Genomic DNA, 15,576 nt, shown 5'->3' with positions numbered 1-15,576 from the left:
TACTTGGGGTAACGGCGGAAGTGGGTGGGCCCGGTGGTGCGCAGGCCGGTGGCATGGATCTTGGCGCTCGTCCTCTTCGTGGAGGCGCTCGGAGTGGCCGCGCTGAACTGGTTCCTCGGCATCGTCGTCGACCGCCAGGACATGTCCCTGGCCGGTCTCGACCCGGACGCGATGTCGGTGTCCTCCAAGGTCGGCGGGATCGTCTTCGGGCTCTACTTCGCGCTGTGCGGTGTGGTCGCCCTGCTCGTCGCCCTGCGCGACCGGGCCCCGGCCGGCTTCGGCCGCGTCCTGCTGATCAGCGTCGCCGTCGTGCACGGCCTGCTGGCCGCCTTCGCGTGGGGCCTGGTGGGCCCGGGAGCGTTCGTCTCCATGGTGGTGGTGCTCGGCCTCGTCGTCCTGCTCCTGATGACCTACGACCGCCTTGAGGCCCCGTCCGAGGGGAACCCCGAGCAGAGCGCGGGCAAGGACGAGGGCCCGGGACCGATCGCCCCGGCCGCCCCCAACCCCTCCTGACCCACGGCTACTTCTCCCGCGGGGCCCACAACTCCGTGATGCCGACGCCCAGATGGGCCAGCAGCCGGCGGACCAGCGGCAGGCTGATGCCGATCACGTTGCCGTGGTCGCCGTCGATGCCCTCGATGAACGGCGCCGAAAGACCGTCGAGGGTGAACGCCCCCGCGACGTACAGGGGTTCACCCGTGGCGACGTACGCGGCGACCTCGGCGTCGGTCGGTTCGCCGAAGCGGACGACGGTGGACGCGGTCGCCGAGACGTACCGGCCGCTCGTCGTGTCGTAGACACAGTGTCCGGTCTGGAGCGTCCCGGCCCGTCCGCGCATCGCCTTCCAGCGGGCGGTGGCCTCCTCGGCGTCGGCGGGCTTGCCGAGGGCCTCGCCGTCCAGGTCGAGGACGGAGTCGCAGCCGATGACGAGCGCGCCCTTGACCTCGGGCTTCGCGGCGACGACGGAGGCCTTGGCCTCGGCGAGCGCGAGGGCGAGTTCGGCGGGGGTGGGGGCGCTGACGGCGTCCTCGTCGACCCCGCTGACGATCACCTCGGGGTCGAGGCCGGCCTGGCGCAGCAGGCCCAGCCGGGCGGGGGACTGGGAGGCGAGCACGAGTCGGCGGCGCGGCTGATCTGTCATGCGTTCAGGGTATCGGCGTGGCCTCCGCCGCTCATGCCAGACCGATCACGATCATCGCCAGCACCATCGCGAGCGCCATGAGGATTCCGAGCCGCCGCAGCATGACCTCCGTCTCCCGGAGTTCCTCGGGAGGTTCGTTGTCGGGGTCGGACCACAGCATGTCACCAGCGTGCGGCCTGGGCGGGGCGGGCGCCTGAGTACGGGTACTCAACTTCCGGCCTTGCTAAAAGGGTCTCCAGTTCCGTTAGAGTAATGGGACCAGGGTTCCTTTTGGAGAGGTGTGCCATGTTCACTACTGCCTGGACCGCGTCGCCCCAGCTCCCCAGCGAGGGCTTCACGCCGAACTGGTCCCGTGAGGGGTTCTGGCGACAGTCGTTGCGGCAGGTCGTGCGGCTTTCGGCGGGCGGGGAGCGCGTGCGGGTGCGGTTCTCCAACGCCTACGGGAACTCGCCGGTGCGGGTCGCCGCGGGGGCCGTGGCCGCGGGTGGGGTCGCGGTGCGGCTTGCCTTCGGCGGTGCGGGGGAGGGAGTGATGCCCGCGCGGGGGGAGTTGGTGAGCGACCCGGTCCAACTCGCCGTGGCGGCGGGGGAGTCTGTCGCTGTCACGGTGTACTGCGACTCGGCCACTGGACCGGCCACGTTTCACGCGCAGGCGTTTGCGACCAGCCATCGGGGTGCCGGGTGCCTGCTGGACGGCGAAGGGTTCAGTGAGTCGAGCGAGTCGTGGTACTTCCTGTCCGCCGTCGAGACCGACTCCGGGCGCGGCGACGGGATCGTGCTTTTCGGGGACTCCATCACCGACGGGTTCGGGTCCACGCCGGGGGCCGATCGGCGGTGGTCCGACGCGTTGGCCTCACGGACCGGGCGGCCTGTTCTGAACGCGGGGATCGGGGGGAATCTGCTGCTCAACGACTCCGCGTGGTACGGGGAGCGGGGGGTGCGGAGGTTTGCGCGGGACGTGCTTCGACTGGCCGGGGTGGACACGGTTGTTGTGTTGCTCGGGCTCAATGACATCGGGTTCAGTGAGACGGATGTGCAGCCCACGTACAAGCCGGCGCCGGTGGTGTCCTCGGGTGAAGTCATCGGCGGGTAACGGGAGTTGATACGGCGGGGGCGGGCTTGTGGGGTTGCCGTGATCGGGGCGACCTTGTTGCCGTTCGGGGGGTCCGATCACTGGGGGGAGCGGGCGAGGAAGGTCAGTCATGAGGTCAACGAGTGGGTGCGGTGTGCTGGGGAGTTCGGCGGGGTCGTTGATCTGAATCGGGTGATGGCCGACCCGGGGGATCCGGATCGGCTGCACCCTGCATATGACTTCGGGGATCAGTTGCACCCCAATGACGAGGGGTACGGGGTGATGGCTGAGGCTGTGGTGCGTTGTTTGTAGGGTGCGCGCCGGTGGGGGCTGGGCGCGCAGTTCCCCGCGCCCCTTAGGGGGCTCTCCCTAGCTGGGCCAGTAGGTGCGGGTCCATGCGCTGGGGCCGGGGTGGGGGAGTCCTGTCCTGGCGATCCGCGCCGGGTCGGACCAGGCGTCGCGTTGCCTCGGGGTGGCCGGTGATGTCGCTGCCGCCGCTGTTGCTCGGGCCCTCACCACCGCCAGTGCGGCGGCCAGCTCCTCCGGGGTCGGGTTGCCCCGGACTACTTTGATGTTCATGGGGGCGCTCCTTTACAGGGGGATGTTGCCGTGCTTCTTGGGGGGCAGGGTCTCGCGCTTGGTGCGGAGTTGGCGCAGGCCTCGGACCACGTGGCGGCGGGTGTCCGAGGGGAGGATCACCGCGTCGATGTAGCCGCGTTCGGCCGCGATGTAGGGGTTGAGGAGGGCGTCCTCGTACTCCTGGATCAGGCGGGCCCGGGTCGCCTCCACGTCGCCTGCCGCCTCTGCCTCCGCGATCGTGCGGCGGTGCAGGATGTTGACCGCGCCCTGGGCGCCCATGACGGCGATCTGGGCGGTCGGCCAGGCGAGGTTGAGGTCGGCGCCGAGGTGCTTGGAGCCCATGACGTCGTAGGCGCCGCCGAAGGCCTTGCGGGTGATCACCGTGATCAGCGGGACTGTCGCCTCCGCGTACGCGTAGATCAGCTTGGCGCCTCGGCGGATGATGCCGTAGTGCTCCTGGTCGACGCCCGGGAGGAAGCCGGGGACGTCCACGAAGGTGATGACCGGGACGTTGAACGCGTCGCAGGTGCGGACGAAGCGGGCCGCCTTCTCGGAGGCGTCGATGTCCAGGCAGCCCGCGAACTGCATCGGCTGGTTCGCCACGATGCCCACCGGGCGGCCCTCGACCCGGCCGAAGCCGGTGAGGATGTTCGGGGCGAAGAGGGGCTGCGTCTCGAAGAACTCGGCGTCGTCCAGGACGTGTTCGATCACCGTGTGCATGTCGTACGGCTGGTTCGCGCTGTCCGGGACCAGGGTGTCCAGCTCGCGGTCCTCGTCCGTGACGGCGAGGTCCGCCTCCTCGGGGAACGCCGGCGGTTCGCTGAGGTTGTTGGACGGGAGGTACGACAGCAGCTGCTTGACGTACTCGATCGCGTCCTTCTCGTCGCCCGCCATGTGGTGGGCCACACCGGACACCGCGTTGTGGGTGCGCGCGCCGCCCAGCTCCTCGAAGCCGACGTCCTCGCCCGTGACCGTCTTGATGACGTCGGGGCCGGTGATGAACATGTGCGAGGTCTGGTCGACCATCACCGTGAAGTCGGTGATCGCGGGGGAGTACACCGCGCCGCCCGCGCACGGGCCCACGACCAGGCTGATCTGGGGGATCACTCCGCTCGCGTGCGTGTTGCGGCGGAAGATCTCGCCGTACGCGCCGAGGGAGGCCACGCCCTCCTGGATGCGGGCGCCGCCGGAGTCGTTGATGCCGATGACCGGGCAGCCCGTCTTCAGCGCGAAGTCCATCACCTTGACGATCTTCTGGCCGTAGACCTCGCCCAAGGCGCCGCCGAAGACCGTGAAGTCCTGGGAGAACACCGCGATCGGGCGGCCGTCGACCGTGCCGTAGCCGGAGACGACCCCGTCGCCGTAGGGGCGGTTCTTCTCCAGGCCGAAGTCCGTGGAGCGGTGCCGGGTGAACTCGTCGAACTCGACGAAGGAGCCCTCGTCGAGAAGCAGCTCGATCCGCTCACGGGCCGTCAACTTGCCCTTGGCGTGCTGTTTTTCGACCGCACGTGCCGAGCCGGCGTGCGTCGCCTCCTGGGTACGGCGGTGAAGATCCGCGATCTTCCCGGCGGTCGTGTGAATGTCGATCTCTTGAGGCGCTTCCGGCTCGGACATCGGGATTGCGGCTCCCTGCCTGCTCAAAAGGGGGGACGGTTACTCATCCGTAGAGTAGTGGCGGGCCTACCGATCGGCAGTGCGGCGTACAACACACCTAGGGTGGCTTGCATGACGCCGCGAGATGCCTCAGACGACAGCAGCCGTTGGTCCGATCTGGAACGGCCGCCCCTCAACGCCGGCGCGCTGCGCCGCGGACTGGTCCGCGCGGGCGGGCTGTGGACCGGCGTGGAGGTCGTGCAGCGCACCGGTTCCACCAACTCCGACCTCGTCGCCCTGGCCGCCGCCGGCAAGGCCGCCGAGGGCACCGTCCTGGTCGCCGAGGAGCAGACCTCCGGGCGCGGCCGCCTCGACCGGCAGTGGACGGCACCGGCCCGCTCGGGGCTTTTCTTCTCCGTGCTGCTGGAGCCGGGTGACGTGCCCGTGGCCCGCTGGGGCTGGCTCCCGCTGCTGACCGGGGTCGCCGTCGCGACGGGCCTCTCCCGGTCCGCCGGGGTGGACACGGCACTCAAGTGGCCCAACGACCTCCTGGTGACTGTCGGCGGCGAGGAACGCAAGGCAGGCGGCATCCTCGCCGAGCGCGCGGGGGACTCCGCCGTGATCGTCGGCGTCGGCATCAACGTCACCCTCCGCGAGGAGGAGCTGCCCGTGCCCCAGGCCGCCTCCCTCGCCCTCGCCGGAGCCGTCACCACGGACCGCGATCCCCTGTTGAGGGCGGTTCTGCGGTCCCTGGAGCACTGGTACGACAAGTGGCGCGCTGCGGGCGGCGACCCGGTGGAGAGCGGCCTCCAGGAGACCTACGCGGCCGGCTGCGCCACGCTCGGCAGGACCGTGCGGGCCGAACTGCCCGGGGACCGGTCGATCACCGGCGAGGCCGTCGCGATCGACGGCGACGGGCGGCTCGTCCTCGCCACCGAGGACGGCGTGCAGGAGCCCGTGGGGGCGGGCGACATCGTCCACCTGCGCCCCGCGTGACACCGACCGCTCTTGCGGCCACCATGTCCGTGTGACTCACGGAGTGAGCTGGCCCACACCTGCCGTAGCATTGGGCCCGGTCGATACCTGACCGTGGCAGATCGGAAGGGCAGCAGGCGTGACCGTCGACGACACGGGCTCCGGCGCGGACGCGGACGGCCGGGTGGCCCCCGATGCCGCCGATCCCGGCGAGAACCCGCTCGCGCTGCGTCTCGAAGGACTCATCCTCGGCGCGGAGCGCCGCTACACCCCCTTCCAGGCGGCCCGCACCGCCGGCGTCTCCATGGAGCTGGCCACGCGCTTCTGGCGGGCCATGGGCTTCGCCGACGTGGGCCAGGCCAAGGCGTTCACCGAGGCGGACGTCCTCGCGCTGCGGCGCCTGGCCGGTCTCGTCGAGGCGGGGCTGCTCAGCGAGGCGATGGCCGTGCAGGTGGCCCGCTCCACCGGGCAGACCACCGCGCGGCTGGCCGGCTGGCAGATGGACTCGTTCCTCGAGGGCCTGACCGAGCCGCCGGAGCCGGGCATGTCCCGCACCGAGGTGACGTACCCGATCATCGAGCTGCTCCTGCCCGAGCTGGAGGAGTTCCTCGTCTACGTCTGGCGGCGCCAGCTCGCCGCCTCGGCCGGCCGGGTCGTCCAGGCGGGCGACGACGAGGAGATGGTCGACCGGCGCCTGGCCGTCGGCTTCGCGGACCTCGTCGGCTTCACGCGGCTGACCCGGCGCATGGAGGAAGAAGAACTCGGCGAGCTGGTCGAGGCCTTCGAGACCACCGCCGCCGACCTGGTCGCCGCGCGCGGCGGCCGACTCATCAAGACCCTCGGCGACGAGGTCCTGTTCTCCGCCGACGACGCCGGGGTCGCCGCCGAGATCGCGCTGCGCCTCATCGAGACCATGGCGGGCGACGAGACGATGCCCGAACTCCGCGTCGGCATCGCCTTCGGCACGGTCACGACCCGCATGGGCGACGTCTTCGGCACGACGGTCAACCTCGCCTCCCGCCTCACGTCGATAGCTCCCCGCGACGCCGTCCTCGTCGACAGCGCCTTCGCCGAGGAACTCATCCGCAGCGGGGAGGCCCCCGCCTCCGAGGCGGAGGCGGCGGAGGCCGCGGCCACCGCCGAGAAGGAGGGCGAGGAGCCCCCGACCTACCGCTTCGCGCTCCAGCCGATGTGGCAACGCCCCGTGCGCGGCCTGGGAGTTGTCGAACCCTGGCTCCTCACCCGCCGGGACTCCTCACCGGCGTAACCCCAACTCGCCTACGGGATCGACTGGTTGGCGAGCCCGTCCACACAGAGCCCGATGATCGGCACGCACAGCCGCGGCCGACTCGGCGCGGGCGACGGGGAGTTGGCGGGCCGGCTCGGGGTGGGCGTGGGCTCCGGCGCGGTGCTGGAAGTGGGGTGGGAAGCCGGCGCCTCAGGCGCTGGCGTGGCGGCCGCGGGAGCCTCCGGGACGGCCGGCGGGTGCACCTCCGCGGGCGGGTGTGCCGTCGTCGCGTACGGAGTCGGTACGACCCCGGAAGTCGTCGTGGGAGTCGCGCTCTCGCCGCCCATCACCGAGGTGGCGGAGGGGATCGCGGACGGGATCGTGGAGGGGATCGCGGTCGGGTCGGCGCGGATCGTGGCGGCCGCGTTGGCCGGGCGGTCGGCGCCCCGGGTCGCGTCCGGGCTGGGCTCGGCCTCTGCGGTGCCCAGGCCGCCGACTCCGGACTCCGGCGCCAGTCGTACGAGGCTCAGCACCCCGGCGGCCACGGCGAGCCCACCGACGGCCAGCAGGATCTTCCGGGGCCGGGGACGGCGGTGCCGGCCCCTCGGGAGCGGCGGCGCTATCTCCTCGGTGTCCTCGGCCGGCTCCGCCTTCGTGGTCGTCGTCACGATCCCTCCCCTGTGGTGTGGCGGACGCACGTTATGCGCTTCTCCGGGCGGTGCGGCGGGAGTTGGGCGTGATGTCACCCGAACGGGGAACCCGCGTGCGATGATCGGGACCAGTCAGTTAACCCACGTTAACCAGGAGGCGGTCATGAGCGAGGAGCGGTTCGGGGAGTTCGTGCTGGTGCGGCGGCACGAGTACGTCGCGGAACTGGTCCTGGACCGGCCCAAGGCCATGAACGCCGTCTCCACGGCGATGGCGGGCTCGATCGCCGAGGCCTGCGCGGCGCTGGCGGCGGACCGGGACGTCCGGGTGACCGTGGTGACCTCGTCGAACGAGCGGGCGTTCTGCGTCGGCGCGGACCTGAAGGAGCGCAACTCCCTCACGGACGCGGAACTCGTACGGCAGCGCCCGCTCGCCCGTGCCGCGTACACGGGCGTCCTGGAACTCCCCATGCCGACCATCGCCGCCGTGCACGGCTTCGCCCTCGGCGGCGGCTTCGAACTCGCCCTGTCCTGCGACCTGATCGTGGCGGACAGTACGGCCGTGGTGGGCCTGCCGGAGGTGTCGGTGGGCGTTATCCCGGGCGGCGGCGGCACACAGCTGCTCCCCCGAAGGGTGGGCGCGGCCCGCGCGGCCGAGCTGATCTTCACCGCCCGGCGGCTGCCGGCCTCCGAGGCGGCGGAGCTGGGCCTGGTGGACGTCCTGGTCGAAACCGCCCAAGACCGCGAAGAGGCCCTCGCCCTGGCCACCCGCATCGCCGCGAACTCCCCGATCGGCCTACGCGCAGCCAAGCGAGCCCTACGCCTGGGCCACGGCCTCGACCTCCGAGCCGGCCTGGAGATCGAGGACGCGGCCTGGCGCTCGGTCGCCTTCTCAGGAGACCGAGCCGAGGGAGTAGCAGCCTTCAACGAGAAGCGAAAGCCGGAGTGGCCGGGGGAGTAGCGGAGGAGAAATAGGGGGCTTACGCGTTTGCCGGGTGCGGGGTATCCGCGGATGGGGACACAGGCCCACCCGCCAACACAGGCCGGCGCAACCCCCCAGGGGCGCGGGGCTGTGACATGTGCGGCTCCGCCGCGCGGGCGCGACCAGCCCCCACCGGACCCGCACTCAACAGACAACCCAAGCCCATCCCACCCCACCCCACCCAGAACCCACCCCACGACACCTATTCGCCGCATCAATGTCCCGCTATGCCCCAAACCTCCCTAGCCTGGAGCGATGGGTGAGGACAGGCGGCTGGCGGCCGTGGTGGAGCTCGCGCAGGGAATGGCGGCAGCGCACACCCCGCGAGAGTCCTGGCAGGCGGCGGCAGCCGGCGCATGCCGTGCACTGGACGCCAGTTTCGCCGCACTCTCGGTGTGGGAGCGCGAGCTGGGCAGACTCAAGGTCCTGGTGAACGTCGGCGAGCGCGCCGAGGGCGAGGAGGAGTTCCCGGACGCCGAGACCTACCCGGTCCACCAGTTCCCCGAGATCACCGAGTTCCTCCACGAACGCTGGGCCGGCGGCGGCGAGCCGAACGCCTGGGTCGAGACCGCCGAGGGCCCGGCCGCGGGCAGCCCCGGCTACTGCCACCAACGCGTCGCCGCCCTACGGCGCCGTAGACGCGGATGCTGTGTCGTCGCGCCGATCGTGCTGCACGGCCGCGCCTGGGGCGAGCTGTACGTGGCCCGCCCGGTCGGCGCACCCCTCTTCGGCCGGGGCGACGCCGACTTCGCGACCGTACTGGCGTCCGTCGTCGCGGCCGGGATCGCGCAGACCGAGCGGCTGGAGGAGGCCAGGCGGCTCGCGTTCACGGACGCGCTCACCGGCCTCGCCAACCGCCGCGCCGTGGACGTACGGCTCGACGAGGCGATCGAACGGCACCGACGCGACGGGGTCGTCGTCAGCCTCGTCGTGTGCGACCTGAACGGGCTCAAGCGCGTCAACGACACCCAGGGCCACGCGGTCGGCGACCGGCTCCTCGAACGCTTCGGCTCGGTGCTGTCGCTGTGCGGCGCGATGCTGCCGGGCGCGCTCGCCGCACGGCTCGGCGGGGACGAGTTCTGTCTGCTCGCGGTCGGCCCGCCCGCCGACGAGGTGGTCGACGCGGCGGTCGAACTCTGCCGCCGCGCGGCCGAGTTGGAGCTGGGCGAGGGCGTCGCGTGCGGGGTCGCCTCGACGGAGGACCCGATCGGGGCGGTACGGTCCGGGCGCCGGCTGTTCCGGCTGGCGGACGCCGCCCAGTACCGTGCGAAGGCACTCCGCGCGGACAAGCCGGTGGTGGCCGGGCGCGACGGCCCGGACGATCCGGTCGTACGGCTCGCGGACTCCCCGACGCCGGAGATGCCGGCGGAACGGCGGCGGTTCCGGGGCCGTAGGACGTGAACGGCCCGGGGCCGACGCGTGTGACCTACCTGTAAGGGTCTCAGCGGTCACCCGGTAGTGACACCGCCACATTCAATGCGTACGCTCCTGAATATGGATATGCACACTGTGGTGGTGGGGACGTCCGGGGTCACCGCGTCCGACGTCCTCGCCGTGGCGCGTGGGGGCGCCCGGATCGAGCTTTCGGCCGAGGCCGTCGCGGCGCTCGCCGCGGCGCGCGAGATCGTGGACGCGCTCGCGGCCAAGCCTGAGCCCGTGTACGGCGTGAGCACCGGCTTCGGGGCGCTGGCGTCCCGGCACATCAGCCCGGAACTGCGCGCCCAGCTGCAGCGCAACATCGTCCGCTCGCACGCCGCAGGCATGGGCCCGCGCGTGGAGCGCGAGGTCGTCCGCGCGCTGATGTTCCTGCGGCTCAAGACCGTCTGCTCGGGCCACACCGGCGTCCGCCCCGAGGTCGCCCAGACCATGGCCGACGTCCTGAACGCCGGGATCACGCCCGTCGTCCACGAGTACGGCTCCCTCGGCTGCTCCGGCGACCTCGCCCCCCTCTCCCACTGCGCGCTGACCCTCATGGGCGAGGGCGACGCCGAGGGCCCGGACGGGGTCGTACGGCCCGCGGGCGAGCTGCTCGCCGAACACGGCATCGCCCCGGTCGAGTTGCGGGAGAAGGAGGGCCTCGCCCTGCTCAACGGCACCGACGGCATGCTCGGCATGCTGGTCATGGCGCTCGCCGACCTCGACATGCTCTACAAGTCCGCCGACGTCACGGCGGCCCTCTCCCTGGAGGCGCTGCTCGGCACCGACAAGGTGCTCGCGCCGGAGCTGCACGCCATCCGCCCGCACCCCGGGCAGGGCGCCAGCGCCGCCAACATGCTTGCCGTGCTCGACGGTTCGGAGCTGACCGGGCACCACCAGGACGACGCGCCGCGCGTCCAGGACGCCTACTCGGTGCGGTGCGCCCCGCAGGTCGCCGGTGCCGGACGCGACACCATCGCGCACGCACGCCTCGTCGCGGAAAGGGAGTTGGCGTCCGCCGTCGACAACCCCGTGGTGCTGCCCGACGGTCGGGTCGAGTCCAACGGCAACTTCCATGGCGCGCCGGTGGCTTACGTCCTCGACTTCCTCGCCATCGCCGCCGCCGACCTCGGTTCGATCGCCGAGCGCCGCACCGACCGGCTCCTCGACAAGAACCGCTCGCACGGGCTGCCGCCGTTCCTCGCGGACGACGCCGGTGTCGACTCCGGGCTGATGATCGCGCAGTACACGCAGGCCGCGCTGGTCAGCGAGATGAAGCGGCTCGCGGTGCCCGCCTCCGCCGACTCCATCCCGTCCTCCGCGATGCAGGAGGACCACGTCTCCATGGGCTGGTCGGCCGCCCGCAAGCTGCGCACCGCCGTCGACAACCTCACCCGGATCATCGCCGTCGAGCTGTACGCGGCGACGCGTGCGGTGGAGCTGCGCGAGGGGCTGGCGCCCGCGCCCGCGTCCCGGGCGGTCATCGATGCCGTACGCGCGGCGGGAGTCGAGGGTCCGGGTCCCGACCGGTTCCTGTCTCCCGACCTCGCCGCGGCCGACGCGTTCGTGCGCGGCGGGCACGTGGTCGAGGCCGTGGAGAAGGTCACCGGGCCGCTGCGGTAGGGCAGTTGGGGCCCGGCCAAGCCAACGGCCGGGCTCCCTACGTCACTTCAGCTTGCCCGTACGTCACTTCAGCTTGGCGGACTGCGCGGTGATCACCGCGGCCGGGACCGTGTAGGCCTTGTCGGCGACCATCGCGCCGACGTTCATCGTGTAGTACGTCGCGACGACGTTCCCGTGGCGGACGACCACGGCGTGCGAGACGGGGGTCGTGCCGTCCTCGGCGTCCCGCTCGCCGTACGCCGCGTACGCCACCGACTCGTCGCCGGTCCCCGTGCCCTTCTCGGCGCTGACCTTGGTGAACTTCTGCGGTTCGCCGCCGGCCGTCCCGGTGAAGCCGCCGGCGCAGCCCGCGACCGCGTCGGACACGGCCTCGAAGGCCTTCTCGGCGCCGTCACCGTCGTACGACGAGAGCCCGACCATCGTCAGGTCGACGCTCATGGAGTCGGTGAGGGCCTTCTCGACCTCGTCGGCGCTCATGTCCTCCACGTCGGTGGAGGCGGCGGCCGAGGGCTTCTTGTCGGCGGTGGCCATGCGGTTGGTCTCCGCGGGCGCGTCGGCCGGGGCGACGCCGCTCAGGACGTAGAGAAGGGGCTTGCACTTCTCGTCGCCCTTGATGCCGCTCCTGCCGCCGGGGAGCGCGTCGGCGGTCGCGACCTTGTAGCCGTCGACATCGCCCTGGGCGAGGATCCGCTTCTTCAACTCGGCGGCGGTGAGCGCCTTGGCGGTGTTCTTCGAGGAGTCCTGGGCGGAATCCCCGGTGCTGCTCCTGGTGTTGCTCTCGGCCTTGTCCGAACCGCCGTCGGAGCAACCGGTGATGAGGGCCAGCGACAGTGCGCTCACCGCGACGGTGACGCACAGCCGTATGCCCGATGATCTCTTCATGAGCGGACTATGAAGCTTCGGTCAAAGAAGCGTCAAGCGAGTTAAAAGCCCAGCCGTTCCCGGCGCATCGAATACGCCACGAATCCGGCACCGAGGCCGAGGAACGCCGTGCCGCCGACGATGTACGGCGTGGTGTTCGGGCTGCCGGTGTCGGCGAGCTGGGTGTGGTCCGAGGTGGTGGTGACGTCCGTCGAGGTGACCCGGGCCTGCTGGGTGACCTGCGAGGTCGGCGTCGCCGAAGTCTCCACTCCGGCCTGGGCGGTCACCGTCGCGTTGGCGGAGGGGACGAACCACAGGGCGCCCAGCAGGGTGCCCGCGGCGGTGGCGGTCAGCATCGTTCGGCGAGCGGTTGACACGGAATATCGATCCCCTTGTGGCGCTGGCGAATTGGCCGTGTGGGGCGATGCTAATGAACTGTGCGGGTTGCGGGAAAGTCACGGGAGCCGTGGGCCGTACGCTCCCGGCATGAGCACCCCAGAGACATCACGTTTTGTACGCCTTCGGGTGGAGCTCGTTCTCGAAGTCGAGAACGAGGACGCCGTGACCAAGGCCGCGCTGGCCAAGATCGCCGAGGATCCCGAGCTGCCCGGCGACGAGCGCGGTCACGCCGAGACCGCTGTGACCGAAGACACCGCCGAGGCCCTCGCCTATCTCGTCGACCCGTTCGACCTGGTCAGCGAGATGCCCGGGGTCGAGCTTGCGCAGGCCTCGTGGAGCAGTGAGGAGATCGACTACGACCCGGATTCGCCGGATTGGGACATCGACGAGGATGATGTCGACGGCGACGAGGAATCAGACGGGACGGCAGTGGCCGGCTGAGCCGTGCGCGGGACGACGAGGCCCCGGGCGGCGACCGCTGTCCGGGGTCTCGTCGTGGACGTGGTGTGCCCCACACCTGGGCGACAGGCGGAACGGTGGGCACCAGTCGTAGCGTTGGTTTCTTAAGAATTTGTTTCAAGGGGAACTACGTACGGGGCCAACGGGGTCACTCGGGGTTTTCAGGTTTTTCGGCAACGATGGAGAAGCGTGTGATGACGGACAGTAAGCGGCGCAAGGGTCTGGTGGCCGCGTCCGCACTGCTCGGCGGTGTGCTCGTGCTCACGGCGTGTTCCGGCAGCGACGACAAGTCGTCCGGAAGCGATTCGAGCCAGAGCTCGCAGTCGAAGGTCGACGAGGCGGCGGCGAAGAAGTCCTCCGAGGCCCAGATCAAGATCACACCGGCGGACGGCTCGGACAACGCCTCCATCAACAACTCGGCCGCGGTCACCGTCAGCAAGGGCACGCTCACGGGCGTGACGATGACGACGGCGGACGGCAAGGCCGTCGCGGGCACCATCTCGGCGGACAAGCTGAGCTGGAAGCCGAGCGCACAGCTGGACCGTTCGACCACGTACAAGCTCGCGGCCACCGCCAAGGACTCCGCGGGCCTCGTGGCCCACGAGAACGCCTCCTTCACCACGGTCTCCCCGGCCAACAGCTTCATAGGGAACTTCACCCCCGAGGACGGTTCCACGGTCGGCGTCGGCATGCCGGTGTCGATCAACTTCAACAAGGCGATCACGAACAAGGCCGCCGTCCAGAAGGGCATCACCGTCACGTCCAGCGGCGGCCAGGAGGTCGTCTGCCACTGGTTCAACACCCAGCGCATGGACTGCCGCCCCGAGGACTACTGGAAGGAGAACTCCACCGTCACGCTGAAGCTCGCGCTCGACGGCGTCGAGGGCGCCTCCGGGGTCTACGGCGTGCAGCAGAAGACGGTCACCTTCCACATCGGCCGCAACCAGGTCTCGTACGTCGACGCGAAGTCGAAGCAGATGAAGGTCGAGCAGGACGGCAAGGTCGTCAAGACCATCCCGATCTCGGCCGGTTCCCCCGAACACACCACGTACAACGGCCAGATGGTGATGTCCGAGAAGTTCACCCAGACCCGGATGAACGGCGCGACGGTCGGCTTCACGGACGACGACGGCAAGGGCGAGTACGACATCAAGGACGTCCCCCACGCCATCCGCCTCACCAGCTCCGGCACGTTCATCCACGGCAACTACTGGGGCTCCCCGTCGGTCTTCGGCTCGGTCAACACCAGCCACGGCTGCGTCGGCCTCCAGGACGTGAAGGGCGCGGGCGACAAGAACATGCCGGCGGCCTGGTTCTACAACAACTCGATCGTGGGCGACGTCGTCGTCATCTCCAACACCGGCGACAAGACGGTGGCCCCGGACAACGGCCTCAACGGCTGGAACATGGACTGGGCCCAGTGGAAGGCGGGGTCGGCGGTCTGACCTGACCCGCCGACCCAGGCTCACCTGAAGGCGGTTGCCCCCGAGCGGGGGTGACCGCCTTTTTCGTTGCCTGCTTCAACTGGTCAACGGCATATGCGAGTTGCCGGTAATATCCGTCATATGACGCGCCCTCGGGTGCGCCTCCCTTGTTCCGGGTCCCGTCCCCTCGGGGCCCGGCCCGAAGCGAGGCGGTTCCGGGTACGAAAAAAGGCCGCCTCCCTGAGAAAAGGGAGGCGCACCCATGGGACGTCATGCCAGACCAAAGCTGACTCTTGTGTGTCGGTTCACCCGGTTGCTGCCGGAATCGTGGGCCAAGCATGTGAGGAGGTGGTGGCTCTGGTGGCTCACCAGGTAGCCGGAGGCCCCCAGGAAAATTAGGGGCCTCCGAAGGCTCCTGAGTGAGCCTGAGCCCCTGTCACGGATACCCGCCGTGGCGGGGGCTCGTTCCTCTTCACCGACGACGATACCGGCTACGGCGTGCGCAGCAACCCCCGACTCGTCAACAGGGCGCCCGGGCGCGGGCAGACCGGAAGACGGTGTGGTGGGAGTTCGGCAGGCTCAACGGCCTTACCCCCGATAGGTGTTGAGATCAGCCCAGTTGCCGGGTCACGGCCTCGCGGGCGGCGGGGGAGAGCAGGGTGCCCGCGCGGGTGAGGAGGGCGTGCAGGCCTGGGCCGTAGCGCTCGGCCAGTTCCGCGTTGTGGGCCAGGACGTCCAGTTCGTTGGCGGCCGTGATGTCGAAGAACGCCCGCAACTGGTCGGCGGGTGGGTTGAGTTCGCGCCCGGTGAAGCGGTCTCGGAAGGCGAGTTCCGTCGTCCCGTCGACGCGGGGGTATACGGCGCCGCGGTCGCAACTGGCGTAGAGATAGACCAGCGCCTCGGCCCGTTCACCGATCAGCGCGATGAGCGTGGCCCGGTCGGCGACGGGCAGCAGGTTGGGTGCGAAGCCGTCCGTGCCGTACGTCGCGTGACACAGCCCCGCGGTCTGTACGGCGGCATCCGCTCCCCATTCCGCCAACAGCCCCTGGACGCGCCCCAGATGGGCCAGCAGCGTGCCGCCGGGATGAGACATGTCATCGGCTCCCCGATCCCGCAGAAACGCGTCGATCGCGGCGCGCCCCTTGCCCGTCAGGTGCTGCTGCTCGGCTGATGCCATG

General features: G+C 70.6%; 16 protein-coding genes and 1 pseudogene. 9 read left to right on the top strand and 8 right to left on the bottom strand.

The window, feature by feature from the left end; all coding sequences use genetic code 11:
- Nucleotides 1-48: 48 nt before the first annotated feature.
- Complete coding sequence (locus tag OHT77_RS17830) at nt 49-513, top strand: hypothetical protein (RefSeq protein WP_328829461.1); 465 nt, start codon at nt 49-51, stop codon at nt 511-513.
- A gap of 7 nt (nt 514-520) precedes the next feature.
- Here the strand turns inward: OHT77_RS17830 and OHT77_RS17825 are convergent, their stop codons facing one another.
- The gene (locus OHT77_RS17825) at nt 521-1,141 is read right to left on the bottom strand and encodes a Maf family protein (protein ID WP_328829459.1); all 621 of its coding nucleotides are present in this window, start codon (nt 1,139-1,141) and stop codon (nt 521-523) included.
- A 31-nt stretch (nt 1,142-1,172) separates the two neighbouring features.
- Nucleotides 1,173-1,301, bottom strand: a complete 129-nt coding sequence (gene mmpB, locus OHT77_RS17820; protein ID WP_266771843.1) for a morphogenic membrane protein MmpB — start codon at nt 1,299-1,301, stop codon at nt 1,173-1,175.
- A 92-nt stretch (nt 1,302-1,393) separates the two neighbouring features.
- Here mmpB and OHT77_RS17815 point away from each other — a divergent pair.
- Nucleotides 1,394-2,524: pseudogene (locus tag OHT77_RS17815) on the top strand (SGNH/GDSL hydrolase family protein).
- Between the two features lie 57 nt (nt 2,525-2,581).
- Here the strand turns inward: OHT77_RS17815 and OHT77_RS17810 are convergent.
- Together OHT77_RS17810 and OHT77_RS17805 are read right to left on the bottom strand one after the other, a co-directional pair.
- Complete coding sequence (locus tag OHT77_RS17810) at nt 2,582-2,791, bottom strand: acyl-CoA carboxylase subunit epsilon (RefSeq protein WP_328829458.1); 210 nt, start codon at nt 2,789-2,791, stop codon at nt 2,582-2,584.
- A gap of 12 nt (nt 2,792-2,803) precedes the next feature.
- Nucleotides 2,804-4,405, bottom strand: coding sequence for an acyl-CoA carboxylase subunit beta (locus OHT77_RS17805; protein ID WP_328829457.1), 1,602 nt, complete (start codon nt 4,403-4,405; stop codon nt 2,804-2,806).
- Nucleotides 4,406-4,516: 111 nt separating this feature from the next.
- On the opposite strand from OHT77_RS17805, the gene OHT77_RS17800 reads away from it, so the two are divergent.
- The gene (locus OHT77_RS17800) at nt 4,517-5,380 is read left to right on the top strand and encodes a biotin--[acetyl-CoA-carboxylase] ligase (protein WP_266771849.1); all 864 of its coding nucleotides are present in this window, start codon (nt 4,517-4,519) and stop codon (nt 5,378-5,380) included.
- A gap of 118 nt (nt 5,381-5,498) precedes the next feature.
- Nucleotides 5,499-6,626 carry an adenylate/guanylate cyclase domain-containing protein gene (locus OHT77_RS17795; RefSeq protein ID WP_328829456.1) on the top strand — a complete coding sequence of 376 codons (1,128 nt, stop codon included), beginning with the start codon at nt 5,499-5,501 and terminating at the stop codon, nt 6,624-6,626.
- 11 nt (nt 6,627-6,637) lie between these two features.
- Here OHT77_RS17795 and OHT77_RS17790 read toward each other — a convergent pair whose 3' ends face one another.
- Nucleotides 6,638-7,255, bottom strand: a complete 618-nt coding sequence (locus OHT77_RS17790) for a hypothetical protein (protein WP_328829455.1) — start codon at nt 7,253-7,255, stop codon at nt 6,638-6,640.
- Nucleotides 7,256-7,400: 145 nt separating this feature from the next.
- On the opposite strand from OHT77_RS17790, the gene OHT77_RS17785 reads away from it, so the two are divergent.
- The 3 genes from OHT77_RS17785 to hutH all read left to right on the top strand — a co-directional run bounded on the left by OHT77_RS17785 (nt 7,401) and on the right by hutH (nt 11,255).
- Nucleotides 7,401-8,195 (top strand): enoyl-CoA hydratase/isomerase family protein, encoded by a 795-nt coding sequence (locus tag OHT77_RS17785; RefSeq protein WP_328829454.1) that lies wholly within the window; start codon nt 7,401-7,403, stop codon nt 8,193-8,195.
- Between the two features lie 276 nt (nt 8,196-8,471).
- Nucleotides 8,472-9,617 (top strand): GGDEF domain-containing protein, encoded by a 1,146-nt coding sequence (locus tag OHT77_RS17780; protein WP_266771855.1) that lies wholly within the window; start codon nt 8,472-8,474, stop codon nt 9,615-9,617.
- A 99-nt stretch (nt 9,618-9,716) separates the two neighbouring features.
- Entirely contained in the window at nt 9,717-11,255 is a 1,539-nt protein-coding gene (gene hutH, locus OHT77_RS17775) for a histidine ammonia-lyase (protein ID WP_266776698.1), read from the top strand.
- A gap of 63 nt (nt 11,256-11,318) precedes the next feature.
- Here the strand turns inward: hutH and OHT77_RS17770 are convergent, their stop codons facing one another.
- On the bottom strand, nt 11,319-12,137 hold the full coding sequence (locus tag OHT77_RS17770; protein ID WP_328829453.1) for a hypothetical protein: 819 nt from the start codon (nt 12,135-12,137) through the stop codon (nt 11,319-11,321).
- 41 nt (nt 12,138-12,178) lie between these two features.
- A complete protein-coding gene (locus OHT77_RS17765; RefSeq protein ID WP_266776700.1) occupies nt 12,179-12,472 on the bottom strand; it encodes an LAETG motif-containing sortase-dependent surface protein in 294 nt (97 codons plus the stop codon).
- A 130-nt stretch (nt 12,473-12,602) separates the two neighbouring features.
- Here OHT77_RS17765 and OHT77_RS17760 point away from each other — a divergent pair, with 130 nt between their 5' ends.
- Together OHT77_RS17760 and OHT77_RS17755 are read left to right on the top strand one after the other, a co-directional pair.
- Nucleotides 12,603-12,956, top strand: a complete 354-nt coding sequence (locus OHT77_RS17760) for a hypothetical protein (protein ID WP_266771858.1) — start codon at nt 12,603-12,605, stop codon at nt 12,954-12,956.
- 212 nt (nt 12,957-13,168) lie between these two features.
- A complete protein-coding gene (locus OHT77_RS17755) occupies nt 13,169-14,419 on the top strand; it encodes a L,D-transpeptidase (RefSeq protein WP_328829452.1) in 1,251 nt (416 codons plus the stop codon).
- A 589-nt stretch (nt 14,420-15,008) separates the two neighbouring features.
- Here OHT77_RS17755 and OHT77_RS17750 read toward each other — a convergent pair.
- Nucleotides 15,009-15,575 carry a DUF6817 domain-containing protein gene (locus tag OHT77_RS17750; protein WP_328829451.1) on the bottom strand — a complete coding sequence of 189 codons (567 nt, stop codon included), beginning with the start codon at nt 15,573-15,575 and terminating at the stop codon, nt 15,009-15,011.
- Nucleotide 15,576 lies beyond the last annotated feature (1 nt).

Origin of the sequence: Streptomyces sp. NBC_00252 (genome assembly GCF_036187565.1) — a bacterium.
GTDB lineage: Bacteria > Actinomycetota > Actinomycetes > Streptomycetales > Streptomycetaceae > Streptomyces.
Note: the sequence above shows the minus strand (reverse complement) of the source record. Positions and strands in the feature narration are given on the sequence as shown.

What these genes read in the sequence shown, in the direction of transcription:
- OHT77_RS17825 (WP_328829459.1), bottom strand. Translation starts at nt 1,141, where the DNA reads ATGACAGATCAGCCGCGCCGCCGACTCGTGCTCGCCTCCCAGTCCCCC.
- mmpB (WP_266771843.1), bottom strand. Translation starts at nt 1,301, where the DNA reads ATGCTGTGGTCCGACCCCGACAACGAACCTCCCGAGGAACTCCGGGAG.
- OHT77_RS17810 (WP_328829458.1), bottom strand. Translation starts at nt 2,791, where the DNA reads ATGAACATCAAAGTAGTCCGGGGCAACCCGACCCCGGAGGAGCTGGCC.
- OHT77_RS17805 (WP_328829457.1), bottom strand. Translation starts at nt 4,405, where the DNA reads ATGTCCGAGCCGGAAGCGCCTCAAGAGATCGACATTCACACGACCGCC.
- OHT77_RS17800 (WP_266771849.1), top strand. Translation starts at nt 4,517, where the DNA reads ATGACGCCGCGAGATGCCTCAGACGACAGCAGCCGTTGGTCCGATCTG.
- OHT77_RS17785 (WP_328829454.1), top strand. Translation starts at nt 7,401, where the DNA reads ATGAGCGAGGAGCGGTTCGGGGAGTTCGTGCTGGTGCGGCGGCACGAG.
- OHT77_RS17780 (WP_266771855.1), top strand. Translation starts at nt 8,472, where the DNA reads ATGGGTGAGGACAGGCGGCTGGCGGCCGTGGTGGAGCTCGCGCAGGGA.
- hutH (WP_266776698.1), top strand. Translation starts at nt 9,717, where the DNA reads ATGCACACTGTGGTGGTGGGGACGTCCGGGGTCACCGCGTCCGACGTC.
- OHT77_RS17770 (WP_328829453.1), bottom strand. Translation starts at nt 12,137, where the DNA reads ATGAAGAGATCATCGGGCATACGGCTGTGCGTCACCGTCGCGGTGAGC.
- OHT77_RS17765 (WP_266776700.1), bottom strand. Translation starts at nt 12,472, where the DNA reads ATGCTGACCGCCACCGCCGCGGGCACCCTGCTGGGCGCCCTGTGGTTC.
- OHT77_RS17760 (WP_266771858.1), top strand. Translation starts at nt 12,603, where the DNA reads ATGAGCACCCCAGAGACATCACGTTTTGTACGCCTTCGGGTGGAGCTC.
- OHT77_RS17755 (WP_328829452.1), top strand. Translation starts at nt 13,169, where the DNA reads ATGACGGACAGTAAGCGGCGCAAGGGTCTGGTGGCCGCGTCCGCACTG.
- OHT77_RS17750 (WP_328829451.1), bottom strand. Translation starts at nt 15,575, where the DNA reads ATGGCATCAGCCGAGCAGCAGCACCTGACGGGCAAGGGGCGCGCCGCG.